We start from the raw sequence: 24,882 nt of genomic DNA on the forward strand, positions 1-24,882 counted from the left end.
TAGAGTCGAAATGGAAAGACAATTAAGAAAAACAAGAACCGGGTTAGTGGTAAGCAACAAGATGGATAAATCTATTGTTGTAGCGGTAGAGCGTAAAGTGAAACACCCGATCTATGGTAAGTTTGTTAAGAAAACTACCAAATTTATGGCTCATGACGAGAAAAACGATTGCGGTATTGGTGATACAGTACTGATCATGGAGACTCGTCCGCTGAGTAAAAACAAGAACTGGAGATTAGTGGAAATTTTAGAAAGGGCTAAATAACATGGTACAACAGGAATCAAGATTAAACGTAGCCGACAATAGCGGCGCAAAAGAAGTATTGGTTATCCGTGTCCTTGGTGGTACTGGAAAAAGATATGCTTCTATTGGTGACAAAATCGTTGTTACCGTTAAAAGTGCATTGCCTTCTGGAAACATCAAGAAAGGAACCGTTTCTAAAGCAGTTGTTGTAAGAACAAAGAAAGAGATCAGACGTAAAGATGGTTCTTACATCCGTTTCGACGACAATGCAGCAGTATTATTAAATGCACAAGATGAGCCGCGTGGTACACGTATTTTTGGCCCGGTAGCAAGAGAACTGCGTGAAAAACAATTCATGAAAATTGTATCATTAGCACCGGAGGTATTATAAAATGAAAAATAAAGTAACTACACCAAAAGTAAAAATCCGTAAAGGAGATTTAGTAAAGGTTATAGCTGGCGATTCAAAAGGCCAACAAGGGAAAGTTCTTTCAGTATTAATTACTAAAAGCAGAATCCTTGTAGAAGGTGTTAACCTTGTATCAAAACATACAAAACCAAATGCTGCTACCCCAAATGGTGGTATCATTAAAAAAGAAGCTGCTCTTCATATTTCTAACGTTGCGTTAATAGATCCTAAATCAGGTGATATAACACGCGTTGGCAGAAAGCTTAATGCTGATGGGAAATTAGTTAGGGTTAGTAAAAAATCAGGAGAGGAGATCAAATAATGGCTTACGTACCAAGATTAAAAAGTAAATATAAAGAGGAAATTGTAACTGCACTTAAAGATAAGTTCAATTATAAAAGCGTTATGCAAGTTCCTAAGTTAGAGAAAATCGCTATTAACCAAGGTGTTGGGCGTTTCTCTGTAACTGATAAGAAAATAATGGACAGCTCTATTTTAGAGATGAGTACTATTTCTGGTCAGCAGGCAGTTGGAGCAAAATCTAAAAAAGATATCTCAAACTTTAAATTGCGTAAAGGTATGCCGGTTGGTGTACGTGTTACTTTGCGTGATAATAACATGTATGAGTTTTTAGATCGTTTAATTTCCGTAGCTTTGCCGCGTATCCGTGATTTCAAAGGTATCAATGATAAAGGTTTTGATGGAAAAGGTAACTATACATTAGGTATTACCGAGCAAATCATCTTCCCAGAGATCAACATCGACAAAATCAGCAAGATTTTAGGTATGGACATTACTTTTGTAACTACTGCTACTACTGATGTTGAAGCATTGGAACTTTTAAAACAATTTGGATTACCGTTTAAAAATCAAAATACAAATCTATAATGGCAAAAGAAGGAGTAAAAGCTCGCGAAGTTAAGCGCCAGAAATTAGTAGCTAAGTATGCAGACAAACGTGCTGAACTTAAAGCTGCTGGTGATTATGAAGGATTAGATAAGTTACCAAAAAACTCATCTGCTGTACGTTTACACAATCGTTGTAAATTAACTGGACGTCCTCGTGGTTATATGCGTACTTTCGGTATATCAAGGGTACTTTTCCGTGATATGGCTTTAGCAGGTAAAATACCTGGAGTTAGAAAAGCAAGCTGGTAATACAGCTTCTTTGTACTTAAGGTTTTTCCTTGAGTAGAAAATAAATATTAACCGATGGCAGGTCGTCCCGAATAGGTCAGGAAGGAAACCACTATCACAACTATATAAAAAATGAATACAGATCCAATAGCAGATTATCTTACAAGGGTAAGAAATGCCATCAAGGCAAATCACAGAATTGTAGAGATTCCTGCATCAAACCTTAAAAAGGAAATTACTAAAGTACTTTTTGATAAAGGTTACATTGCCAATTACAAATTTGAGGATACTACTGCTCAAGGTACAATCAAGATAGCTTTAAAATATAACGCTATTACGAAAATACCTGCAATCCGTACATTAGTACGTATCAGTAAACCAGGTTTAAGGCAATATGCTGGCGTAGAGAATATGCCAAGAGTATTAAACGGTTTAGGTATCGCGATCTTATCTACATCTAAGGGTGTTATGACTGATAAAGAAGCTGCTAAACTAAACATTGGTGGCGAAGTTTTGTGTCACGTTTATTAATTAAAGGAGGATAGCAAAATGTCAAGAATAGGAAAAGCCCCAATTAGTATCCCTTCAGGTGTTACAATTACTGTATCTAAAGATAATGTAGTATCTGTTAAAGGCCCTAAAGGTGAATTAACTCAAGCAGTAGATTCAGATATCACAGTAAGTCAGGAAGATGGTGTATTAACTGTACAACGTCCCTCAGAACAAAAAAGACACAAAGCGTTACACGGTTTGTATCGTTCTTTGTTAAACAATATGGTTGTTGGTGTAACAGAAGGTTATAAAATTCAACAAGAATTAGTAGGTGTGGGTTACCGTGCTACTAACCAAGGAAATACTTTGGATCTTGTTTTAGGTTATTCTCACCACTATGTATTCCAATTACCGGAAGAAATTAAGGTAACGACAACTTCAGAAAAAGGTCAGACTCCGAAAATTATTTTGGAAAGTATTGATAAACAACTGATAGGACAAGTAGCAGCGAAAATCCGTTCGTTACGTGCACCAGAGCCATACAAAGGTAAAGGTATCAAGTTTGTAGGAGAAGTGTTAAGAAGAAAAGCAGGTAAATCAGCTTCTAAAAAATAATCATCATGGCAGGGAAAAAATTATCTCGTAGAGATCGTATAAAAAAAGGAATCAGAAAAAGATTAACAGGTTCTGAAAGCCGTCCACGTTTATCGGTTTATAGAAGCAATAAAGGAATTTATGCTCAAATCATTAACGACGTAACCGGTAGTACAATTGTATCAGCTTCATCTTTATCTAAAGATTTTTCAGGTACTGGAAACAAATCGGAGCAATCTGTAGCTGTAGGTAAATTAGTTGCAGAAAAAGCAATCGCAGCTGGTGTTAAAGAAGTTGTTTTCGATAGAAACGGCTACTTATACCACGGACGTATAAAATCGTTGGCAGAAGGTGCTCGCGAAGCTGGTTTAGTATTTTAATCTGAAAATAGGATAAGAATGTCAACTATCAATATAAAAAGAGTTAAGACTAGCGAAATCGAATTGAAAGATCGTTTAGTTAGCATACAGCGTGTAGCCAAAGTAACCAAAGGTGGTCGTACTTTCAGCTTCTCAGCAATCGTAGTTGTTGGAGATGAAAACGGAATCGTAGGTTACGGATTGGGTAAAGCTAAAGAGGTAACAGAAGCAATTGCAAAAGGCATCGATGATGCTAAAAAGAACTTGGTAAAAGTTCCTTTGCTAAATGGTACTGTTCCTCACGAGCAAATTGGTAAATTCTCAGGTGGTTTTGTTTTAATCAAACCAGCTGCAGTAGGTACCGGAGTAATTGCTGGTGGTGCAATGCGTGCTGTATTAGAGAGTGCCGGAGTACATAACGTATTGGCAAAATCAAAAGGTTCATCTAATCCACATAACGTGGTAAAAGCAACTGTTGATGCTTTAACTAAGATGCGTGATGCTTATACTGTAGCTCAGCAACGTGGTGTAGATTTAAATAAAGTTTTTAACGGATAATATTATGGCGAAGATCAAAATAACCCAGGTAAAAAGCATTATCGATAGAAGCGAACGCCAAAAAAGAACGATGCAAGCTTTAGGTTTAACTAAAATGAACCAAAGCGTAGAAGTTGAAGCAACTGCTGCCATTATTGGAATGGTAAGAAAAGTTAATCACTTAATAGCTATCGAGAGTATATAATTATTTAAGGTTGCAAATGTGAGTTATATGACTACATTTGCAACCTTTGTATATTGTTTAACCGTTGTCCCTGATTAGTGAAAGCGAAGGGCAACACAATAAGTTTTAAAAATGAACTTAAGTAATTTAAAACCTGCAGCAGGTTCTACTAAAAATAGTAAGAGGATAGGTCGTGGTACTGGTTCTGGTCGTGGTGGTACTTCGACACGCGGACATAAAGGTGCTGGATCACGTTCAGGACATTCAACTAAGATTGGATTTGAAGGTGGTCAAATGCCGTTACAACGTCGTGTGCCTAAGGTAGGTTTCAAACCAATTAACCGTGTTGAATATGTAGGTGTAAACTTAGATGTTTTGCAAGGTTTGGCTGAGAAGTTTAACTTAACAAGCATTGATTTTGCTATCTTGCAAGAACACGGATTGGCTTCAAAAAATGATCTGGTAAAAGTATTAGGTCGTGGTGAGGTTAAATCTAAATTAGAAGTTAAAGCACATGCTTTTTCTGCTACTGCACAAAAAGCTATTGAGGCTGTTGGAGGCTCAATCGAAAAATTGTAATTAATGAAGAAGCTGTTTACTACTTTAAGTAATATTTGGAAAATTCAAGAATTAAAAGAGCGTATAGTATTTACGCTCATGATTCTTTTGGTATATAGATTTGTATCTCATGTGGTCCTGCCAGGTGTTGATGCGACTCTTTTAGGCGATAATGAGAAGTCTGGCCTTCTAGGCCTTTTGGATATGTTCGCTGGGGGATCATTCTCCAGAGTATCTATTCTTGCTTTGGGAGTTATGCCTTATATTTCTGCATCAATTGTAGTTCAGCTATTAGGTATTGCTGTACCTTCGTTTCAGAAAATGCAAAAGGAAGGTGAAAGTGGAAGAAATAAACTGAATCAAATTACACGCTATCTAACTGTTGCTATTACAGCTGTACAAGCAGTTGGTTATGTAAAAACTCAGGTTCCGCCGGAGGCAATTATCATTAATCATACATTATTCTTTGTTCTGGCTACGTTTGTATTGGCCGCAGGTACATTATTTGTAATGTGGTTAGGAGAGAAAATTACTGATAAAGGCATCGGTAATGGCATTTCACTAATCATTATGGTTGGTATTATCGCTCGTTTACCTATTGCTTTACAACAAGAGATTAGCTCTAGATTTGTAGGTGATGGTGGACTTATCGCTTTGGTTATTGAGATAGTTGCGCTTTTTGCAGTGGTTATGTTCACTATTATGATTGTACAGGGTGTACGTAAGGTACCGGTTCAATACGCCAAAAGAATTGTTGGTAACAGACAATTTGGTGGTGTAAGACAGTACATACCATTAAAGGTGAATGCTGCAGGAGTAATGCCAATTATTTTTGCTCAGGCATTAATGTTTATTCCGGCAACTTTAACGCAATTTTTTCCTTCACTACAAAATACATGGCTAATTCAGTTTAGTGATTATACTTCATTAGCATATAGTTTAACATTTGCTTTTTTAATTATCGCATTTACGTTTTTCTATACCGCTATTACAGTTAATCCTACTCAGATGTCGGACGACATGAAAAAGAACGGTGGATTCATTCCTGGTATTAAACCTGGATTGTCTACTTCATCTTTTATAGACGATGTGATTTCAAAGATTACCTTTCCAGGTGCTGTCTTTTTAGCTATCATCGCTATTCTTCCTTCAGTTGCTGTTAAGTTTGGAATTAAATCGGAGTTCGCTCATTTCTATGGTGGTACTTCTTTGTTAATTCTTGTAGGTGTAGTTTTGGATACATTGCAACAGATCGAAAGTTATTTGTTAATGCGTCATTATGATGGATTAATGAAGACAGGTCGCGTTACTGGGAGAACAGGAATTCCTGCTGCTAGCGGAAGCAATGCAGTGATATAGTAGGAGAAAGAATGTCTAAGATCTATTATAAATCCCTTGAGGAGATAGAATTAATAAGAGAAAGCTCTTTGCTGGTGTCAAAAACACTAGCTGAAGTAGCAAAAGTTATTCAGCCAGGTGTTACAACCAAAAAGTTAGATCAGCTGGCTGAGACTTTTATTAAGGATCATGGCGCAATACCTGCTTTTTTGAATTATAACGGCTTTCCGTATTCGCTTTGTATTTCACCCAATGAACAAGTTGTTCATGGCTTTCCAAGCGATTATGTGATTCAGGAAGGTGATCTTATCTCAGTCGATTGCGGGGTTATTAAGAACAATTACTTTGGTGATTCGGCATATACATTTTCAATTGGAGAAGTAAGTGCAGAGAAGAAGAAGTTGGTTGAAGTAACTCAGGAGTGTTTACGACTGGCTGTAGAAAAGGCAGTTGTAGGTTCCAGAATTGGAGATATTGGTTTCGCTGTTCAGGACCTAGCAGAGAAGAATGGTTTTGGGGTAGTGAGAGAGCTGGTAGGGCACGGAGTAGGGGTTAAATTGCATGAAAAGCCAGAGGTTCCTAACTACGGTAAACGTGGTAGTGGGATTAAGCTGGAAGAGGGGATGGTTATAGCAATAGAACCAATGATAAATGCCGGCACAGCCGGAGTGAAGTTTTGGTCTGATGGCTGGACAGTAACCAGTAATGACAATAGACCTTCTGCACATTTTGAACATACAGTGGCTGTAAAAAAGGGAAAAGCAGATGTTTTATCAACCTTTTCTTTAATTGAAGAAGTTTTAATAGAAAAAAAGTAAATAATTAAAATTTTTTATTTAATTTTGCAACCCTGTTTAATAGCAGCTAATTAAGTAAAAATCAATATTATATGGCTAAACAAGCCTCAATTGAACAAGACGGTGTAATAAAAGAAGCATTATCGAATGCCATGTTCAGAGTTGAACTAGAGAATGGACATGAGATAATAGCTCATATTTCGGGGAAGATGAGGATGCACTACATCAAAATTTTACCCGGAGATAAAGTAAAATTAGAGATGTCGCCTTACGATTTATCAAAGGGCAGGATTACTTATAGATATAAATAAAATGAAAGTTAGGTCATCAATTAAAAAACGTAGTGCTGATTGCAAGGTTATTCGTCGTAAAGGTAAACTTTACGTTATAAACAAGAAAAACCCTAAGTTTAAGCAACGTCAAGGTTAAGAAATTATTGAAGTATGATTGGATTGAATGTACAGGTTACTCAATCTGTCGTTTAATCAAATAATCAAACATTTAGTACAAATATGGCAAGGATATCAGGTATTGATTTACCAAGAAACAAAAGAGGCGAAATTGGATTAACTTATATCTTCGGAATAGGTAGATCAACTGCACAACGTATATTAACTGAGGCAGGTATCGATTTAAGCAAAAAAGTACAGGACTGGTCTGATGATGAATTATCAGCAATCCGTACCATTATAAACGACGGCGTAAAAGTTGAAGGAGCTTTACGTTCAGAGGTTCAATTAAACATCAAACGTTTAATGGACATTGGTTGTTACCGTGGTTTACGTCACAGAAAAGGTTTACCTGTGCGTGGTCAGCGTACTAAAAACAACTCTCGTACACGTAAAGGCAAGAGAAAAACAGTTGCGAACAAGAAAAAAGCTACTAAATAAAAATTAGTACTGAATAATAATTATGGCTAAGAGTAAAAAAGTTACCAAAAAGCGTATTGTTGTTATTGAGCCTGTTGGTCAGGCGCACATCAATGCTACTTTTAACAATATCATTGTTACCCTAACAAATAACAACGGTCAAACTATTTCATGGTCTTCTGCAGGTAAAATGGGATTCAAGGGTTCTAAAAAGAACACTCCATATGCAGCAGGTCAAGCTGCATCTGATTGCGGTAAAGTAGCATTTGATTTAGGTCTACGTAAAGTGGAAGTTTTTGTTAAAGGTCCAGGTTCAGGTCGTGAGTCTGCAATTAGAACATTGCAAGTTTCAGGTATCGAAGTAACCTCTATCAAGGATATTACGCCGCTTCCACACAATGGATGTCGTCCTCCTAAGAAGAGAAGAGTTTAATTTATTAATTTTTAAAGCTAAGAGTCTGCAGCTTCAGGTTGCATGATACTTTAAAACAAAAAGCAATGGCAAGATATACAGGACCAAAGTCCAAAATCGCGCGTAAATTCAGAGAGCCAATTTTCGGCCCTGATAAAGTATTAGATAGAAAAAATTATCCTCCTGGGCAGCACGGTGCCTCAAAAAGAAGAGGAAAACAATCTGAATACGCAGTTCAATTAATGGAAAAGCAAAAAGTTAAATACACTTATGGTGTATTGGAGCGTCAGTTCCGTAACTTGTTTACCAAAGCGTCTTCTCGCGAAGGAATTACAGGTGATAACTTATTGCAATTATTAGAGGCTCGTTTGGATAATACAGTATACAGGTTAGGTATTGCTACTACACGTTCAGCTGCTCGTCAGTTAGTTAGCCATAAACACGTAACAGTTAACGGTGAAGTAGTAAATATCCCTTCATATCAATTAAAAGCCGGAGATGTTGTTGCAGTTCGCGAGAAATCAAAAACATTAGAAGCAATCACTAATTCTGTAGCAGGAAGAGTAATCAATAAATTCAATTGGTTAGACTGGAATGCGAATGAGTTAACTGGTAAATTTTTAGCTTATCCTAATCGTGATGAGATACCAGAAAACATCAAAGAAAACCTTATAGTAGAGTTATACTCTAAGTAATATATTTAATTAATTGCCTACGGGCAATTAATTTTTTACGTTGCATAATTTTAATAACGATCTAAAAACATTATAAATGGCAATTTTAGCATTTCAGAAACCCGATAAGGTAATCATGCAGAAATCAACTGATTTCGATGGTATATTTGAATTTCGTCCTTTAGAGCCCGGTTTCGGTGTAACAATTGGTAATGCCTTAAGAAGAATATTACTTTCTTCTTTAGAAGGTTATGCCATTACAAGTATTCGTTTTTCTGGCGTATCTCATGAGTTTTCTACAATGAAAGGTGTTGTAGAGGATTTGACTGAAATTATCCTTAATTTAAAACAAGTGCGTTTTAAAAAAGTTGGTGATTCAGGCGATTCTGAGAAGGTTTTTATTGTAGTAAATGGCCAAGAGCAATTTGCTGCAGGAGACATTACTAAATTCTCTAATAACTTCGAGGTTCTTAATCCAGATTTCGTTATCTGTAACATGGAGAAATCTGTTACTTTAGAGGTGGAATTGACCATTAATAAAGGACGTGGTTATGTACCAGCGGAAGAGAACAAAATTAATGATGCTGTAGTTGGAGTTATAGCGATAGATTCGATTTTCACTCCAATGAAAAATGTAAAATATACGATTGAAAACTATCGTGTTGAACAAAAGACAGATTACGAAAAATTAATATTAGATATCTCTACTGATGGATCTATCCATCCTGAAGAGGCACTAAAAGAAGCTGCTAAGATCTTAATCCAGCACTTCATGTTGTTTTCTGATGAGAATTTAGTATTAGAATCTCAAGCTAAAGAAGAAACTAAAGAAGTTGATGAGGAAATCTTGCATATGCGTAAGATCTTAAAAACTGAATTAGTTGATTTAGATTTATCAGTTCGTGCATTAAATTGCTTAAAAGCTGCTGATATTCGTACTTTAGCTGATTTGGTTTCTTATGATGTTGCTGATATGTTAAAATTCAGGAACTTCGGTAAAAAATCTTTAACAGAGATACAAGAGCTTGTTAAATCTAAAAGTTTATCTTTTGGAATGAACTTGTCTAAGTTCAAATTGGACGAGGAATAATAAGCTACAAGCATAAATTATAATATTGTTAATAGTGTATAATTCCCTCAGATTAATTTCATAGAGACGGTATACACTGAATAAATTTAAAAATGAGACACGGTAAAAAAGTAAATCACTTAGGAAGAACAGATTCACATCGTAAGGCGATGTTGGCTAACATGGCTTCATCGTTAATTAAACATAAGAGAATCTCTACAACTTTAGCAAAAGCAAAAGCTTTGCGTATGTATGTTGAGCCTCTTATCACTAAATCAAAAACTGATACTACGCACTCTCGTCGTATTGTTTTTGGTTACTTACAAGATAAAGAAACTGTTACTGAATTGTTCCGTGATGTTGCAGCTAAAGTTGCTAGCCGTCCAGGTGGTTACACCAGGATCATTAAGTTAAACAATCGTCTAGGTGATAATGCTGAAATGGCATTAATCGAATTAGTTGATTACAACGAAGTTTACGGTAAAGAAGCGGATTCAGCTGAAAAGAAAACTACTCGTCGTGGTAGAAGCAAAGCTAAAAAATCTGATGCTCCTGCAGCAAAAACAGAAGAAGTTAAAGCTGAAGAAGTTAAGACCGAAGAGGTTGTAGAAGAAGCACCAGCTGCTGAAGAAACAAAAGAAGATAAAGGAGAATAATATTCCCTAATCAAAATATAAGAGTCGGTTCAATTTGAATCGACTTTTTTTTTGCTTTTCAAAACCTATCTTTGTATTGTAATAATATTTCATGTCGAACCAACTTAGTATCCAACAATTTCTGGATCAATTATCAGAAAGTATTTCTTTAAATCTATTTCTAAAAGCGTCTTTAGGAAATTACCAGGGGAATGAAAAAGAGCTTAAGAATATCTATGTTCGAAGAGTAAAGATTAAGAGGGTTGAGATGCTTTCTTTTAATTATCGTTATAAAACCCGGGATATATTTAAGAATTTAAACATACAGGATGGGACTGATTTAATTAAGAATTTGATCAGCAATGATTTTAGAATTTGTACACTTTTCACTACTAATAAAGAAGTAATTATAGAGCATGGGAAAAAGGAAACCATTTCTTTAAGGGAAAGACAAAATGCTTCTACTATTAAACCAAGTTTGGCCCATGATAAAGAGAAGAAAAGAATTATAAAGCCAGCCGGAAAAACTTATTTACAAGAGCTAAAGGTTACTGATCAGGAGGGGAATGTGTTTAAAAATTCTCAGGATAAGTACAGACAGATTAATCAGTATATTGAAATTTTAAGTTCTTTGATTAAAGAACTGCCAAATACTAAGGTCCGAAATGTTGTGGACATGGGGTCGGGGAAGGGTTACCTTACTTTTGCCCTTTATGATTATTTACATAACGTACTTAATCAAAATGTACACATGGTAGGGGTTGAATTTAGAGAAGACATGGTCCAGTTGTGCAATAGCATTGCTGGAAAATCGAACTTTAATCAATTGCAGTTTGTAGAAGGCAGCATCGATAATTATAATACTGATTCAATTGATTTGTTAATTGCCCTACACGCTTGTGATACGGCTACTGACGATGCAATTTATAAAGGAATAAAGGCTAATGCAGAATTAATTGTTGTTGCACCTTGCTGCCATAAGCAGATCAGAAGAGAAATGGAAAAAGGCAAAGCTAAAAACGATATTTCTTTTTTAACCAAATATGGAATATTTATGGAACGTCAGGCTGAAATGATAACTGACGGGATTAGGGCACTGGTACTTGAGTATTTTGGTTATAAAACTAAAATATTCGAATTCATTTCGGATGTTCATACTCCAAAGAATATTTTGGTAGTTGGTATAAAAGGAGAGATCGCTAAGAGTAGAAAAACCGAAATACTTGCTCAGATACAACAGGCTAAGAGTTATTTTGGAATTGGTTATCATCATTTGGAAAGACTCTTAGAAGACGAAATGTAGCATTGTTCTGTCATACTGTCACATTTTTATGATGTAATTCGGACAATTTTATATTGAAAATCTTACAGAAAAACTATTTTTTCTGCCAAAACCCTATTGGCACATTGCTTGTTGAACAGATGTAAATAATAAGATTTCATAAACATAAACATAGATAAAATAGCATGTCAAAAATTATTGGTATAGACTTAGGAACAACAAACTCTTGCGTAGCCGTAATGGAAGGTAACGAACCTGTAGTTATAGCCAACAGCGAGGGTAAACGTACTACACCTTCCATTGTTGCTTTTGCAGAAAATGGAGAACGTAAAGTAGGTGAGCCGGCAAAGCGTCAGGCAATTACTAACCCAACAAAAACAATATCATCAATAAAGCGCTTTATGGGAAGCAGCTTTGCTGAAGTTTCTAAAGAATCATCACGTGTACCTTATAAGGTAGTTAAAGGTGATAACAATACTCCAAGGGTTGAAATTGACGACCGTAAATATACACCACAAGAAATTTCTGCAATGATTTTGCAGAAAATGAAAAAAACTGCAGAAGATTTCTTAGGTCACGAAGTAACTGAAGCAGTTATTACTGTTCCTGCTTATTTTAATGACGCTCAACGTCAGGCAACCAAAGAAGCTGGGGAAATTGCAGGTTTAACCGTTAAACGTATTATTAATGAGCCAACTGCGGCTGCTTTAGCTTATGGATTAGATAAAGCACACAAGGATATGAAAATTGTTGTGTTTGACTGCGGTGGTGGTACTCATGACGTTTCTGTATTAGAATTAGGTGATGGTGTATTTGAAGTAAAATCAACTGATGGTGATACTCACCTGGGTGGTGATGACTTTGATCATATCATTATCGAATGGTTAGCTGTTGAATTTAAAAATGAAAACGGCATGGATCTTCACCAGGATCCAATGGCGTTACAACGTCTTAAAGAAGCTGCTGAAAAAGCTAAAATTGAGCTTTCAAGCACAACTTCAACTGAGATCAACTTGCCTTACATCACTGCTGATGCAACAGGACCTAAGCACTTGGTAAGAACATTAACCCGTGCCAAATTTGAGCAATTAGCTGGCGATTTAATTAAACGTACAATTGATCCTTGTAAATCAGCTTTGAAAAATGCAGGTTTAAAAACAAGTGATATTGATGAAATTATATTAGTTGGTGGTTCTACACGTATTCCGGCTATCCAGGAAGCAGTAAAAGCTTTCTTTGGTAAAGAGCCATCTAAAGGTGTAAACCCTGATGAGGTAGTAGCTATTGGTGCTGCAATCCAAGGTGGTGTTTTAACCGGAGAAGTTAAAGATGTATTGTTATTAGATGTAACACCTCTTTCTCTAGGTATCGAAACAATGGGTGGTGTAATGACTAAATTAATTGAAGCTAACACAACCATACCTTCTAAAAAAGCAGAAACTTTCTCTACAGCAGCTGATAATCAACCTTCGGTAGAGATCCATATTTTACAAGGAGAGCGTCCTATGGCAGCTCAAAACCGTACTATTGGTCGTTTTATATTAGACGGTATTCCACCAGCACCTCGTGGAGTTCCTCAGGTTGAAGTAGCATTTGATATTGATGCAAATGGTATCTTGCATGTAAGTGCTAAAGATAAAGCAACTGGTAAAGAGCAAAAGATTCGCATCGAAGCGTCTTCAGGTTTAACTGACGAAGAGATCAAAAGAATGAAAGATGAAGCTGAGAAAAATGCAGAAGCTGATAAAACTGCTAAAGAAGAAGCAGAAAAAATCAACGGTGCTGATGCTTTAATTTTCTCAACTGAGAAACAATTAAAAGAATTCGGAGAAAAACTATCTGCTGATAAAAAAGCTCCTATTGAAGAAGGTTTGAAAAAACTTAAAGATGCACATGCTGCCAGAAACTTTGCTGATATTGACACAGCACAAGCAGAATTGCAAAATGCATGGAATGCAGCTTCAGAAGAGATGTATAAATCAGGACAAGACGGGGCACAACCTGAAGGTGGTGCTCAAGCTCAAGATGGCGCTCAGTCAGCTGATGGTGGCGATAACGTTACTGATGTTGATTTTGAAGAAGTTAAAGACGATAAAAAATAGTCTTTAAACAATAAAAAAGCCCCTTGGTAATTTACCAAGGGGCTTTTTTATTGTTTAACTAGTTCCAAAGGTTCTCAGGATAAGTCCCGTCTTTTACTAGCTGATCTATACATTCCTGTACAAAAGGTTTATCTTCTTTATAAGTTACTCCAAACCACTGGCTATCTGTAGGTATAACTTTGAAAGAGGCTGCACCACTTTTTACAAGGTTTTCGCCAATCAAAGGGATAAAGAACTCAGCTTTTGGCTTGTCTTTATTTTCTAAAGCAAATACTCTAAATAAGTCTTCAGTTAATTTAAAGACAGCCGGAGTAAAGCCCCAAAAGTTCATCGAAACCGGAGTGTTATATTCTAATGGATATTCAGATCCATTTTCTTCATATACAATTCCGCCATCTTTTTTATAAACCTGGGTACGCTCAGTAATCTCTTCAAGGAATCCGGCCTCATTGGTTTTGCAAACCCCACGAGATACAGATCCAAAATCAGATAGCGTTTTCCCAATTTGATAACCAACAATAGAATAGTTGCTGTCAGTTGCCTCATTGTTTAAAAAGTCTACCATCTTTTTAAACGCATCATAGCCATAATAGTCATCGGCATTGATTACGCAAAAAGGCTCTTTAATGGCATTTCTGCCAGATAGAATAGCATGGGCAGTTCCCCATGGTTTTTCACGGTAAATTTCTTCTTCTATGCCAAATTGTTTCAAATCGAAATTTTGGAACACATAATCAGTTTCAATTTTACCATTTAGTTTAGGTTCAAATATGGCTTTAAAGTTTTCGACAAATTCTTCTTTGATGATGAAGACTACTTTGCCGAATCCAGCTTTAATTGCATCGTATATAGAATAATCAATAATTGTTTCTCCATTGGGGCCAAAGCCATCAATCTGTTTCATACTGCCATAGCGACTTGCCATACCAGCTGCTAATATTAATAAGGTAGGTTTTTTCATGCAGCGAAAATAATGATTCAATTCATATTCAATGTAAAAAGTGAGATAGTTTTTTCATTAGTCTGATAACGTTTCTCAATGTATCGCATGGATATTGAGGTAGTTAAAATCCAAATATTCCCTTTCCGCCACTGCTGCGAGGTTTTTTCCCTATAAGCATACCAAATAATCCCCGCACTATTTCTTTTCCTATCTGTCTGGTTATAGTTGCACCCATTACCTGTTCAACTAAACTCTTCTCACCTTTTTTAGGAGCCTCTTCTTGTTTTGTTTCTTCTTCCTCGGTTAGTTTCTCATTTACACGTTTAGTCAAAATTTCATAGGCGCTCTCAGGATCAATTGATTCCTGGTATTTGGCTGTAAGCTCACTTGATTGGACAACATTATTATAGTCTGCCGCGCTGAGTGGTCCCATGATTGCCCTTGGTGGTGTAAGCATGGTTGCTGCCACTTCTGTAGGGATACCTTTTTCGTTCAACACTGTTATTAAAGCCTGCCCGGTTCCCAGTGAAGTCAACATTTTATCGATCTCATAGAAGTCGGATCTTGGATAAGTATTTACTGTCTTTTTAAGCGCATCAACATCATTTGGTGTAAATGCTCTCAAAGCGTGCTGAACACGATTTCCTAATTGGGATAACACACTTTCAGGGACATCACTAGGAGCTTGAGTACAGAAAAATACACCTATACCTTTTGATCTGATCAATCTGATAATAGTTTCTATCTGTTCCAGAAAAGCTTTTGAAGAATTTTTAAATAATAAATGCGCTTCATCAAAAAAGAAAACCAACTTAGGTTTATCTAAATCCCCGACTTCAGGCATGCTATAAAAAATTTCTGCAAGTAAACTTAACAGGTAAGTAGAGTAAAGAACAGGCTGATTTTGCACATCCGAAATATTGAGTAAGCTGATTACTCCTTTTCCGTCGGTTTTGGTAAAAAGATCTTCGATGTCAAATGAGCGTTCGCCAAACATTGCACTCAGTCCCTGCTGCTCAATGGTAACTATCTTTCTTAATATTGTTCCTGAGGTTGCAGTAGATATTTTACCGTAGGAACTTTTAATCTCTTCAGCACCCTGCCCTTCGGCCAGGTACGAAACTAATTTTTTAAGATCATTAAGGTCAATGATTGGTAGTTTGCTATCGTCAGCATATTTAAAGATCACAGCTAAAACGCCTGCCTGTGTATCATTTAGATCAAGGATTTTAGACAGCAGAGTAGGCCCAAATTCAAGAACAGTAGCTCGCATTTGCGCGCCTAATTTGCCAGATAAGGAAAAAATCTCGACAGGGAATCCAGAAGGGTTAAAAGGCTTACCAAGTTGACCCGCTCTTTCTTCTATTTTTGGATTGATTGGCCCTGGCTGATTAAGACCCGATAAATCGCCTTTTACATCAAGCATAAACACCGGTACACCTGCGTCAGACAATTGTTCTGATAGCAATTGCAATGTGCGGGTTTTTCCTGTGCCTGTTGCTCCTGCTACAAGGCCATGCCTATTCATCATTTTTAAAGACAAGTTAACTTCGGCTTCAGCGATTACTTGTCCATCCAGAATCCCTGCTCCAAGATATATGTACGAACCACTCGGGGTATAAGAGGCCTTAATTTTTTCTGTAAATTTTGCAGATTGATCACTCATGGGAAAAGATAGTTTTTATAAAAGTAAGAAAAGCACCCGAATTACAAACAAAAGAAAAGAGGGTGTATCATGACTGTGTGATGTGACACCCTCTTAAAAATAAGTTATTCAGAATTACTTCTTATAAGTAAAATCGTGATCTTTTTTAATGTTCAATAAAGAATGATAAATGAGGTTGATCACATTGTCAACATCTTCTTTATGAATCATTTCAACTGTGGTATGCATATATCTTAAGGGTAAAGAAATTAATGCAGATGGAACCCCTCCGTTAGAATAGGCGAAAGCATCAGTATCTGTACCAGTTGAGCGGGATGATGCCTGACGTTGGAAAGGGATATCATTCTTCTCAGCAGTTTCAATAAGCAATTTGTTTAAATTTGTTTGAACAGCAGGGGCGTAAGAAACTACCGGACCTTTACCGCAAGCCAAATCTCCTTGCGTGATTTTATTGATCATTGGGGTAGTGGTATCATGAGTAACATCAGTAACTATAGCCACGTTAGGTTTAATTCTGTGAGCGATCATTTCAGCTCCTCTTAATCCAATTTCTTCTTGTACTGAGTTTACAATGTAAAGCCCAAAAGGTAATTTCTTTTTATTTTCCTGAAGCAATCTGGCAACCTCCGCAATCATAAAGCCACCAGCTCTGTTATCCAGTGCACGGCCAACATAATAGCGGTCGTTTAATACCATAAACTCATCTTCATAGGTAATTACGCAACCTACATGAATACCAAGTTTTTCAACTTCTTCTTTAGATGTACATCCACAATCAAGGAAGATGTTTTTTAATGCCGGAGCCTCCTCTTTTTCACCACCGCTACGGGTATGAATAGCGGGCCATCCAAATACGGCTTTAATCAAGCCGTTGTCGGTATGGATATTTACGCGCTTAGAAGGAGCTATCTGATGATCTGATCCCCCGTTACGGATTACATAAATTAAGCCGTCTGGAGTAATATAATTCACAAACCAGGAAATCTCATCGGCATGAGCTTCAATAACTACTTTGAAATCTGCTTTAGGGTTAATCACTCCAACTGCAGTTCCGTAATTATCGATGAAACTTTCATCTATATATGGTTTTAAATAATCTAGCCATAATTTTTGACCAGGGTATTCGAAACCTGTTGGAGATGGGTTATTGATATATTTTTCAAAAAATTGAAGCGATTTTTTATTTACTACACTTACGTGTTTCTTTTTATCTTCTTTTTTCTTTGTCATTGTATATTTTTTATTCTAAACAAATATAGAAACTACTGCCTAAGCACCAAGTTAATTATTGAGTTCTAACTCCATAATGACAAAGTCGATACCGTTGCTGGTAGAAAATTTGTCTGTTTGCACAAAGCTGAATTGGTTGTAAAAAGGAATGGCCGAAACGCGCGCATTGCACCATAGTTTAGTAGCCCCAAAAGTTTTAACATAGTTAATTATATGATCCAATAATAATGATCCATATCCTTTCCCCTGCGACTCCACGATTGTTGCGAATTTTCTGAATTGATAAATATTGCCTGAATTGAATAAAGAAACTACAGATGTTAATTGGTTATTTGCAAACAGTCCAAAATGGATTCCATCATTATCATTAGGCAATTTTATAGCATCAAGGGGTAAGTCTGGGTACATAACTTCATGTCTTATCCTCCAGGTTAAATCAGGTCTGATTTGTTCAATTTGAATTTCCTGCATCGATGTTATTCTTTATTTTACCACTATAAAACTTGTATATGCAGATGTTTAGAACAATAACCGCACCGCATCCCCAGCAGAATAATGGCCACTTACCCTGGTCCCAGAGCCATAAACCTAAGGCGGAACCAAAAGATGCTCCAACAAAGCTTACAGACATGAACACAGTGTTTAAACGATTACGAGCTTCCGGTAGTATAGCATAGATCCTGGTCTGATTGGTTACATGAATAGCTTGCTGACCAATATCTATTAAAATAATACCAGCTACAAATAAATAAAGGTGGCTGCCGGTAAAGTAAAAGGCAGCAATGCTAAGTAATTGCAGAATTAGCCCGACCAACAGATTCTTGCGAGGGTTTTGGCCGCCACTAAACTTACCAACTAATGGCGCGGCTAAAGCTCCTGCTGCACCAGCAATGCCGAAAAGACCTATCTGCAACGTTTGAAGATTAAACGGGGGATTGGCAAGGAATAATACCATAGTTGTCCAGAACGCGCTAAGTATAGAGAAAGCCAGAAAGTTTATAATAGAAGCTTCGCGCAGTACGCGTTCAGTTTTTATGTAATGCCACATTGAGGACATTAACTCATTATAAGTCCCTTTAAATGACGGCCTACTTTGAGGAAAGCGCCTGGCCATAAGCAGTAATAAAAGGAAACATATGCCAGCGGCCATAAAATAAACTGTTCTCCATCCCCATAAAAATCCTATACTTCCACTGACTGCTCTTGATGCAAGGATGCCAACAAGTAAGCCACTCATAATTATACCTACTGTAGGACCACGATCTTCGTCTGAACTAAGATTTGCTGCCATTGGTAAAACAAGCTGAGGAATAATGGAGCTTGCGCCAATTAATACACAAGCAATTTCCAATAATAAGAAGGAGTGGGCAAAAGCTGCCAACAGCAATGCCCCGATAGCAAGACATGTTATTAAAAGTATTTGTTTTTTCCTTTCAAACATATCACCCAAAGGAACCAATAGAAATAGTCCAAGGGCATAGCCAGCCTGTGTGAGGTATGTAATTTTACCGGCATGGCTCTCTGTTAATCCAAACTCTTTAGCGATTAAAATCACCAGAGGTTGGCAGTAATAAATATTCGCTACGATAAGCCCTGTACAAAAGGCCATCAATAGCACATCAGTACGACTAAGTTTCATTTATAAAGGGATGTTTCCGTGTTTTTTACGAGGGCTGTTTACAACTTTGTTCTCTAACATTTTAAAAGCCTTTATTAGTTTAGATCTGGTTTGGGCAGGTTCTATAACCTCATCTACAAAGCCACGTTCTGCGGCTCTGTAAGGATTAGCAAAAATATCTGAATAGAGCTTTTCTTTCTCCAGCCATTTTTCTTCAGGATGCTCTGCACTGGTAATTTCCTTCTTGAAAATTATTTCAGCAGCACCTTTTGCACCCATAACTGCAATTTCAGCAGTAGGCCATGCATAGTTTAAGTCGGCTCCAATATGTTTTGAGTTCATGACATCATATGCACCACCGTAGGCTTTTCTTGTAATTACAGTAATACGAGGTACAGTTGCTTCACTAAAAGCATATAATAATTTAGCGCCATTGGTAATAATTCCATTCCATTCCTGATCTGTACCAGGCAGAAAACCTGGAACGTCCTCAAAAACAAGCAATGGTATGTTAAAGCAGTCGCAAAAGCGTACAAATCTGGCGGCCTTTGTTGAAGCATGATTGTCCAATACCCCAGCAAGGTAAGCCGGCTGATTAGCAACAATACCTATACTTCTTCCTGCCAAACGGATAAATCCAACCACAATATTTTCTGCATAATCTTTATGTACCTCAAGAAAACTGTCCATATCGGCCACTTCGCTTATTACTGACCTTACATCATAAGGCTGATTCGAATTCTCGGGCATAATGCCATTAAGAGATAAACGACTTTCATCAGTTAAAGTATAGGGCAATTGCAACGGGATCTCCTCACAATTCTGAGGCATGTAACTCAGTAACCTCTTAACATGGTTGATAGCATCTAATTCATTTGAACAGGCAAAATGAGTTACACCCGATTTTGTAGCATGAGTAGATGCACCACCAAGTTCCTCAGAGCTTACCTCTTCGTGAGTTACGGTTTTAACAACATTTGGCCCTGTAACAAACATGTACGAGGTATTCTCTACCATTAAAATAAAGTCTGTAATAGCAGGCGAATAAACTGCGCCCCCTGCACAAGGTCCCATTATTGCTGAAAGTTGAGGGATAACCCCTGATGCCTGAACATTTCTATAAAATATATCGGCATAACCGCCCAATGAAACCACACCTTCTTGTATCCTTGCGCCACCACTATCATTTAAGCCAATCAGGGGCGCCCCATTTTTCATGGCCATGTCCATTATTTTGCAGATCTTTTCGGCATGTGTTTCAGAAAGAGAACCTCCAAAAATGGTAAAATCCTGTGAAAACACATAAACGAGCCTGCCATTTATGTTTCCATAGCCCGTTACAACACCATCTCCTAAATATTTTTCACGTTCCATTCCAAAATCGACACTTCTATGGGTTACCATCATGCCAATTTCCTCAAAGGAATTTTCATCTAATAAAAAATGGATTCGCTCTCTGGCAGTTAGTTTGCCTTTTTTATGCTGACTTTGAATTCTCGCTGCACCACCACCTTCATTCGCTTTTTTTATTTTGTCCTGAAGTACATCTATTTTATTCTTCATTTTAAACACTAATAATTTTAATATTTACCAGCGATACTGTAATCTGGTAGTAAACACATCATCTTTTAAGTCGGCCGTATAGTCTGGCAACTTAGTCGCATCGTTAACAACGTGCTCGTTGTACAATGTAAGTTTAAATCTTGAATTTATTAGATAGGTCAGGCCATAACCAAGGGTGCTAAATTTAATATCACCAGCTGTAGTATTATTGCCAGCAATGCCAATCTCCGATTCACTTATTTCTCTGTTTGGATCGTACACATCATAAGATACCAATGCAGTAAATTTACTTTTTGCAATTTGTTGGGTTAACCACAAGTAATAGCCAGAAAACTGACGCAAGTATAAATCTGTGGCAGGTTGAGCCGAGAAACTCATGCTAGCTACAGGTCCAAGTACACTGGCAGTAGCAGATACGCCAGGCTGTGTGCCTTGAAGATATTCAGCTTTAAATATAGTTCTGCCAAAAGCATTGTCGTATTGAAGCTGTAAGTTACCTCCATAATATTCGCGTTTACCAAAATACCCAACATTGTCAGGACTTGTGTTTTTTTGAAATCCCGATGCTGTAGCAGAGTAATAATTTTCAGTATCGTTACGCACCCAACCTTCGTAGATAGATCCGCCAAAGCCTATATGAAGTTTTTTATTTGCCAGACTGTCGAATTTAAAACCAAGGTTGCCTATGATATCTTTTCTTGAGTCATAATCTCTGGCATTGTATCCGCTTCCATTTATTACAGCTAACTCTGCTGTTAGAAAATTAAATATTTTACTGGGCTGATAAGTAACCATGGCGCCAATATCACGCTCCCTGGGCATCAACGTTTGGAAAACTCTCGCTCTTTCAGGAAAATCTCTATATCCCGAGGAGTAAACAATAGAGTGACCAAAGGGGCGGTTAAACAAGCCGGCAGTTAATAACAGTTCCTTTGAATCAGGTTGATGCAATTGTATAAAAGCGTCCATTAACTGAATGCCATTTTGTGTAGCGTCTATTTGGAAAACAATGCTCGAATACTTGTCAGCCCTGTCAATTTTCAATCTACCCCTGCGAATCATGAAACGACTGTCAGAATTTTTTGAGAAATCCCCACCCGAAAAGGAGGAAATGCCACCAGATTGCGCTTTTTGAAATTGTGTTTGCAGGTAGCCTGTTATCGCAATTTCATGAGGGTCATAAGTCGAGGGAGCATTATTACTTTGGGCAAAAAGGGCAACCGGATAAAGAAATATCAGGCTTAACAGTGTTTTTTTCATGAATGAGTAAAAAGAATTTTGATCGCCTAATTTACGGTAAATGAAGCATTTTTCTTTAAAATGGGTCCAGATTTTTTAAAAATAGAAGTCCAAAACATGATAAAGCAACAACTAAATTACATTTTTTTTACATGATAATTTGTAAATAAGCAATGTTTGGAGCTATTTTTGGCGAGTTAGGTGAAAGAATAAAAACAAATGTTTCTAAGAAAATACCGTGTATTAATAGTTATTACCTTCTTAAGTATCTTCTCAGCGAAGATGGTAATTTCCGGTGCGCCTGTATTTTTTAGTCATATTGATAAGAACATCATGATTTCTGTAATCATGCAAATCGAAGCTGAACATAGCAGTGATGGAGATCCGGGTAAGGCAAAAGTAAAACTCTTTGATTATAAGATAGACTTTCAGCACGACTATGTATGGTCATCTGTCCTACATCTTTACGGTATAAAGAATAGCTTTATAGATAATTTCAAACGGTATTTCGATCCATTCCATCCGTCTGTACCCACACCGCCTCCTAACCTGAGCTAATTTATGATATGTTACCACCCAAAAGGGAGCGGTATGCAATTTTTAAAAATTAGTTTAAAAGATTAAAACATAGTTTTATGCAAAGTGGAAACTCAATCTTTTCAAGATTGGAAGTGAAGAAATATATATTAAAAAAGAACCTGAAGCGTGATTTGCCATCCAGTATTGTGGTATTTCTTGTTGCCCTCCCCCTATGTCTAGGGATCGCTTTGGCTTCTGGCGCCCCCCTGTTCGCAGGTATTATAACGGGTATAGTTGGTGGAATTGTAGTTGCCAGCTTAAGCGGATCACAATTAAGTGTGAGTGGGCCAGCGGCCGGGTTAACCGCAATCGTTCTGGGGGCTATCGGTCAACTGGGCGGTTATCAGATCTTTTTACTTGCAGTAGTTTTGGCAGGTGCAATGCAGATAATACTTGGATTGCTAAAAGGAGGAACTATTGGCAATTACTTTCCCTCAAGTGTAATTGAAGGAATGCTTGCAGCAATCGGATTAACGCTGATACTTAAACAGCTTCCTCATGCGCTCGGTGTAGATTCAGATTTTTTTGGCGATGAAAGTTTTTTCCAGAAAGATAATGAAAACACATTTTCGGCCATTAGTGGGGCATTGGATCATTTTAGCCTGGCTGCTATTGTAATTAGCGTATTGTCAATTTTGATTTTGGTTTTTTGGCCTAAATTTAAAAAATTAAGTGTTGTCCCGGCTCCGTTGGTGGTAGTAGTGATAGGAGTTGTGCTTACAATTGCTTTTCAGGGCGGGAATTATGCATTGGCAGCAAAGCAAATGGTAGAGATTCCTGTTGTGAACAGCTGGTCGGAATTTACCGGTTTGTTTACTGCACCGGATTTTTCGCAGATATTAAATGGAAAAGTCTGGGTTGTTGCGGCTACAATTGCGGTAGTTGCAAGTCTTGAAACGCTGCTAAGTATCGAAGCGGTAGATAAGATAGATCCAATTAAGCGGGTGTCGCCGACAAATAGAGAATTAATGGCCCAGGGTACAGGAAACATGGTTAGTGGTTTGTTAGGCGGATTGCCTTTAACATCGGTAATTGTAAGAAGCTCTGCAAATGTCAATGCAGGTGGAAGAACAAAGATGTCAGCTATTTTTCATGGTGGATGGTTACTTTTATCTCTGCTTTTTATACCAGGTATCATAAATATGATTCCTTTGGCATGTCTGGCAGCAATTCTATTGGTAACAGGTTATAAATTAGCACGTATAGAGCTTTTTAAACATATGTTCCACAAAGGCTGGGATCAGTTTGTTCCGTTTGTAATTACTATTGTAGCTGTTTTGTTAACAGATTTGTTAAAAGGCGTTGCAATAGGTATGCTGTTCTCGATATTCTATTTATTGCGTACCAATATGCGTAATCCATACTTCTACAAAATACAGGAAGAGGGTAATAAAAAGAACTTGAGAATAAAACTGGCCGAAGAGGTATCTTTCTTAAACAAGGCCGCCATTCAGGTGGTATTAAATAAAATACCTAAAGAAACTAACGTGATCATTGATGGATCCAATTCACGGTACATAGATCCCGATGTATTGGAAACCATTTTTAATTATAAGCACAATGCTTATACCAAAGGTATTATTGTAATTTTAGAAAATATTAAAGAGCAATATACCGTGCCAAAATTGAACAATAAAGTCATTGAAGAAATTAATAATTAAATTATTATGTGCGCGAAATTAGAAAAACAAGATTCAAAACAAATAACATACGAAGGATTATTAGAAGGAAATAAAGAATGGGTAGCTGCTACATTATCAGAAGACCCAACTTTTTTTGACCGGTTATCAGCTGGTCAGACACCTCCTGTATTATGGATCGGATGTTCAGATAGCCGTGTCCCTGCAAATCAGATTACCAATACCAACCCAGGTGATATCTTTGTACACAGGAATATTGCAAATGTAGTTACGCACACAGACATGAATATGCTTAGTGTATTGGATTATTCGGTAAATGTGCTTAAGGTAAAACATATTATTGTGTGTGGACATTACGGATGTGGTGGTGTAAATGCTGCACTTGGTGATACACAAGTTGGATTGATTGACAATTGGTTAAGGAATATTAAAGATGTGATTCGTATACACGAGCGTGAAATGTCGACTATTAAAGATCCACAAAAGAGATCTGACCGTCTAGTGGAACTGAATGCCATAGAGGGAGCTGCAAATGTAATGAGTACTTCGATTGTACAAAATGCATGGGCATCGGGTCAGGAACTTGGTGTGCATGCCTGGGTTTACAGTTTAAAAACAGGTTTAATCACCGATTTAAAAGTAAGTGCTTCGAGTGCTGCAGATATTTCGCCAGTATTTAAAATGAAGACAGAAAAATAACTGCTCCATTAAGC

Annotated in this window: 32 protein-coding genes; 25 read left to right on the top strand and 7 right to left on the bottom strand. The window is 37.1% G+C overall.

The annotated features are described in order from the left end of the window. Positions 1 to 10 precede the first annotated feature (10 nt). The 22 genes from rpsQ to dnaK all read left to right on the top strand — a co-directional run bounded on the left by rpsQ (position 11) and on the right by dnaK (position 13,691). Positions 11 to 265, top strand: a complete 255-nt coding sequence (rpsQ, locus tag AC6CH7_RS21405) for a 30S ribosomal protein S17 (protein WP_048907439.1) — start codon at positions 11 to 13, stop codon at positions 263 to 265. Between the two features lies 1 nt (position 266). Then, positions 267 to 635: a 50S ribosomal protein L14 gene (rplN, locus tag AC6CH7_RS21410; protein ID WP_008244575.1), complete on the top strand. Its 369-nt coding sequence runs from the start codon at positions 267 to 269 to the stop codon at positions 633 to 635. Position 636: 1 nt separating this feature from the next. Next, complete coding sequence (gene rplX / locus AC6CH7_RS21415; RefSeq protein ID WP_048907438.1) at positions 637 to 975, top strand: 50S ribosomal protein L24; 339 nt, start codon at positions 637 to 639, stop codon at positions 973 to 975. Next, positions 975 to 1,541: a 50S ribosomal protein L5 gene (rplE, locus tag AC6CH7_RS21420; protein WP_048907437.1), complete on the top strand. Its 567-nt coding sequence runs from the start codon at positions 975 to 977 to the stop codon at positions 1,539 to 1,541. Before rplX ends, rplE begins: the two co-directional genes overlap by 1 nt. Next, the gene (rpsN, locus tag AC6CH7_RS21425) at positions 1,541 to 1,810 is read left to right on the top strand and encodes a 30S ribosomal protein S14 (RefSeq protein WP_048907436.1); all 270 of its coding nucleotides are present in this window, start codon (positions 1,541 to 1,543) and stop codon (positions 1,808 to 1,810) included. The genes rplE and rpsN overlap by 1 nt, the downstream gene beginning before the upstream one ends. Before the next feature lie 111 nt (positions 1,811 to 1,921). Next, on the top strand, positions 1,922 to 2,320 hold the full coding sequence (gene rpsH / locus AC6CH7_RS21430; protein ID WP_048907435.1) for a 30S ribosomal protein S8: 399 nt from the start codon (positions 1,922 to 1,924) through the stop codon (positions 2,318 to 2,320). Positions 2,321 to 2,338: 18 nt separating this feature from the next. Next, entirely contained in the window at positions 2,339 to 2,896 is a 558-nt protein-coding gene (rplF, locus tag AC6CH7_RS21435; protein ID WP_172661514.1) for a 50S ribosomal protein L6, read from the top strand. Between the two features lie 5 nt (positions 2,897 to 2,901). Beyond that, a complete protein-coding gene (gene rplR / locus AC6CH7_RS21440; protein WP_048907433.1) occupies positions 2,902 to 3,255 on the top strand; it encodes a 50S ribosomal protein L18 in 354 nt (117 codons plus the stop codon). A gap of 18 nt (positions 3,256 to 3,273) precedes the next feature. After that, the gene (gene rpsE / locus AC6CH7_RS21445) at positions 3,274 to 3,792 is read left to right on the top strand and encodes a 30S ribosomal protein S5 (protein ID WP_008244566.1); all 519 of its coding nucleotides are present in this window, start codon (positions 3,274 to 3,276) and stop codon (positions 3,790 to 3,792) included. Between the two features lie 4 nt (positions 3,793 to 3,796). Further along, the gene (gene rpmD, locus AC6CH7_RS21450) at positions 3,797 to 3,976 is read left to right on the top strand and encodes a 50S ribosomal protein L30 (protein WP_048907432.1); all 180 of its coding nucleotides are present in this window, start codon (positions 3,797 to 3,799) and stop codon (positions 3,974 to 3,976) included. A 111-nt stretch (positions 3,977 to 4,087) separates the two neighbouring features. Continuing rightward, positions 4,088 to 4,534 carry a 50S ribosomal protein L15 gene (gene rplO, locus AC6CH7_RS21455; RefSeq protein ID WP_048907431.1) on the top strand — a complete coding sequence of 149 codons (447 nt, stop codon included), beginning with the start codon at positions 4,088 to 4,090 and terminating at the stop codon, positions 4,532 to 4,534. Positions 4,535 to 4,537: 3 nt separating this feature from the next. After that, on the top strand, positions 4,538 to 5,872 hold the full coding sequence (gene secY, locus AC6CH7_RS21460) for a preprotein translocase subunit SecY (RefSeq protein WP_498264655.1): 1,335 nt from the start codon (positions 4,538 to 4,540) through the stop codon (positions 5,870 to 5,872). Positions 5,873 to 5,883: 11 nt separating this feature from the next. Further along, positions 5,884 to 6,669 (top strand): type I methionyl aminopeptidase, encoded by a 786-nt coding sequence (map, locus tag AC6CH7_RS21465; RefSeq protein ID WP_172661513.1) that lies wholly within the window; start codon positions 5,884 to 5,886, stop codon positions 6,667 to 6,669. Between the two features lie 71 nt (positions 6,670 to 6,740). Then, the gene (gene infA / locus AC6CH7_RS21470) at positions 6,741 to 6,959 is read left to right on the top strand and encodes a translation initiation factor IF-1 (RefSeq protein ID WP_048907428.1); all 219 of its coding nucleotides are present in this window, start codon (positions 6,741 to 6,743) and stop codon (positions 6,957 to 6,959) included. A gap of 1 nt (position 6,960) precedes the next feature. Further along, positions 6,961 to 7,077, top strand: coding sequence for a type B 50S ribosomal protein L36 (ykgO, locus tag AC6CH7_RS21475; protein WP_008244551.1), 117 nt, complete (start codon positions 6,961 to 6,963; stop codon positions 7,075 to 7,077). 83 nt (positions 7,078 to 7,160) lie between these two features. Then, positions 7,161 to 7,538 (top strand): 30S ribosomal protein S13, encoded by a 378-nt coding sequence (gene rpsM, locus AC6CH7_RS21480; RefSeq protein WP_048907427.1) that lies wholly within the window; start codon positions 7,161 to 7,163, stop codon positions 7,536 to 7,538. Between the two features lie 22 nt (positions 7,539 to 7,560). Beyond that, positions 7,561 to 7,950, top strand: a complete 390-nt coding sequence (gene rpsK / locus AC6CH7_RS21485) for a 30S ribosomal protein S11 (protein WP_048907426.1) — start codon at positions 7,561 to 7,563, stop codon at positions 7,948 to 7,950. Positions 7,951 to 8,015: 65 nt separating this feature from the next. Next, positions 8,016 to 8,624 (top strand): 30S ribosomal protein S4, encoded by a 609-nt coding sequence (rpsD, locus tag AC6CH7_RS21490; RefSeq protein ID WP_048907704.1) that lies wholly within the window; start codon positions 8,016 to 8,018, stop codon positions 8,622 to 8,624. Positions 8,625 to 8,700: 76 nt separating this feature from the next. Beyond that, positions 8,701 to 9,693, top strand: a complete 993-nt coding sequence (locus AC6CH7_RS21495) for a DNA-directed RNA polymerase subunit alpha (protein ID WP_048907425.1) — start codon at positions 8,701 to 8,703, stop codon at positions 9,691 to 9,693. A gap of 92 nt (positions 9,694 to 9,785) precedes the next feature. After that, positions 9,786 to 10,328: a 50S ribosomal protein L17 gene (gene rplQ / locus AC6CH7_RS21500; protein WP_498264656.1), complete on the top strand. Its 543-nt coding sequence runs from the start codon at positions 9,786 to 9,788 to the stop codon at positions 10,326 to 10,328. A 91-nt stretch (positions 10,329 to 10,419) separates the two neighbouring features. Then, positions 10,420 to 11,610, top strand: a complete 1,191-nt coding sequence (locus AC6CH7_RS21505; RefSeq protein WP_498264657.1) for a class I SAM-dependent methyltransferase — start codon at positions 10,420 to 10,422, stop codon at positions 11,608 to 11,610. 164 nt (positions 11,611 to 11,774) lie between these two features. Further along, entirely contained in the window at positions 11,775 to 13,691 is a 1,917-nt protein-coding gene (gene dnaK, locus AC6CH7_RS21510) for a molecular chaperone DnaK (RefSeq protein WP_498264658.1), read from the top strand. A 58-nt stretch (positions 13,692 to 13,749) separates the two neighbouring features. Here dnaK and AC6CH7_RS21515 read toward each other — a convergent pair whose 3' ends face one another. The 7 genes from AC6CH7_RS21515 to AC6CH7_RS21545 all read right to left on the bottom strand — a co-directional run bounded on the left by AC6CH7_RS21515 (position 13,750) and on the right by AC6CH7_RS21545 (position 21,971). Then, positions 13,750 to 14,652, bottom strand: a complete 903-nt coding sequence (locus AC6CH7_RS21515; protein WP_294874883.1) for a nucleotidyltransferase family protein — start codon at positions 14,650 to 14,652, stop codon at positions 13,750 to 13,752. Positions 14,653 to 14,755: 103 nt separating this feature from the next. Then, positions 14,756 to 16,300, bottom strand: coding sequence for a helicase HerA-like domain-containing protein (locus AC6CH7_RS21520; RefSeq protein WP_498264659.1), 1,545 nt, complete (start codon positions 16,298 to 16,300; stop codon positions 14,756 to 14,758). Positions 16,301 to 16,414: 114 nt separating this feature from the next. Continuing rightward, positions 16,415 to 17,530, bottom strand: a complete 1,116-nt coding sequence (locus tag AC6CH7_RS21525; RefSeq protein ID WP_498264660.1) for a M42 family metallopeptidase — start codon at positions 17,528 to 17,530, stop codon at positions 16,415 to 16,417. 51 nt (positions 17,531 to 17,581) lie between these two features. Continuing rightward, a complete protein-coding gene (locus tag AC6CH7_RS21530; RefSeq protein WP_498264661.1) occupies positions 17,582 to 18,001 on the bottom strand; it encodes a GNAT family N-acetyltransferase in 420 nt (139 codons plus the stop codon). Continuing rightward, positions 17,982 to 19,169: an MFS transporter gene (locus AC6CH7_RS21535; RefSeq protein ID WP_498264662.1), complete on the bottom strand. Its 1,188-nt coding sequence runs from the start codon at positions 19,167 to 19,169 to the stop codon at positions 17,982 to 17,984. The genes AC6CH7_RS21530 and AC6CH7_RS21535 overlap by 20 nt, the downstream gene beginning before the upstream one ends. After that, positions 19,170 to 20,711, bottom strand: coding sequence for an acyl-CoA carboxylase subunit beta (locus AC6CH7_RS21540; RefSeq protein ID WP_498264663.1), 1,542 nt, complete (start codon positions 20,709 to 20,711; stop codon positions 19,170 to 19,172). It abuts the gene before it with no gap. A 24-nt stretch (positions 20,712 to 20,735) separates the two neighbouring features. Further along, complete coding sequence (locus tag AC6CH7_RS21545) at positions 20,736 to 21,971, bottom strand: porin (RefSeq protein ID WP_498264664.1); 1,236 nt, start codon at positions 21,969 to 21,971, stop codon at positions 20,736 to 20,738. A gap of 198 nt (positions 21,972 to 22,169) precedes the next feature. Here AC6CH7_RS21545 and AC6CH7_RS21550 point away from each other — a divergent pair, with 198 nt between their 5' ends. The 3 genes from AC6CH7_RS21550 to AC6CH7_RS21560 all read left to right on the top strand — a co-directional run bounded on the left by AC6CH7_RS21550 (position 22,170) and on the right by AC6CH7_RS21560 (position 24,868). After that, the gene (locus AC6CH7_RS21550) at positions 22,170 to 22,508 is read left to right on the top strand and encodes a hypothetical protein (protein ID WP_498264665.1); all 339 of its coding nucleotides are present in this window, start codon (positions 22,170 to 22,172) and stop codon (positions 22,506 to 22,508) included. A gap of 77 nt (positions 22,509 to 22,585) precedes the next feature. Then, positions 22,586 to 24,190 carry a SulP family inorganic anion transporter gene (locus AC6CH7_RS21555; protein WP_498264666.1) on the top strand — a complete coding sequence of 535 codons (1,605 nt, stop codon included), beginning with the start codon at positions 22,586 to 22,588 and terminating at the stop codon, positions 24,188 to 24,190. Positions 24,191 to 24,196: 6 nt separating this feature from the next. Beyond that, the gene (locus AC6CH7_RS21560; RefSeq protein ID WP_498264667.1) at positions 24,197 to 24,868 is read left to right on the top strand and encodes a carbonic anhydrase; all 672 of its coding nucleotides are present in this window, start codon (positions 24,197 to 24,199) and stop codon (positions 24,866 to 24,868) included. Positions 24,869 to 24,882 lie beyond the last annotated feature (14 nt).

The sequence above is a fragment of the Pedobacter sp. GQ55 genome, assembly GCF_059758925.1.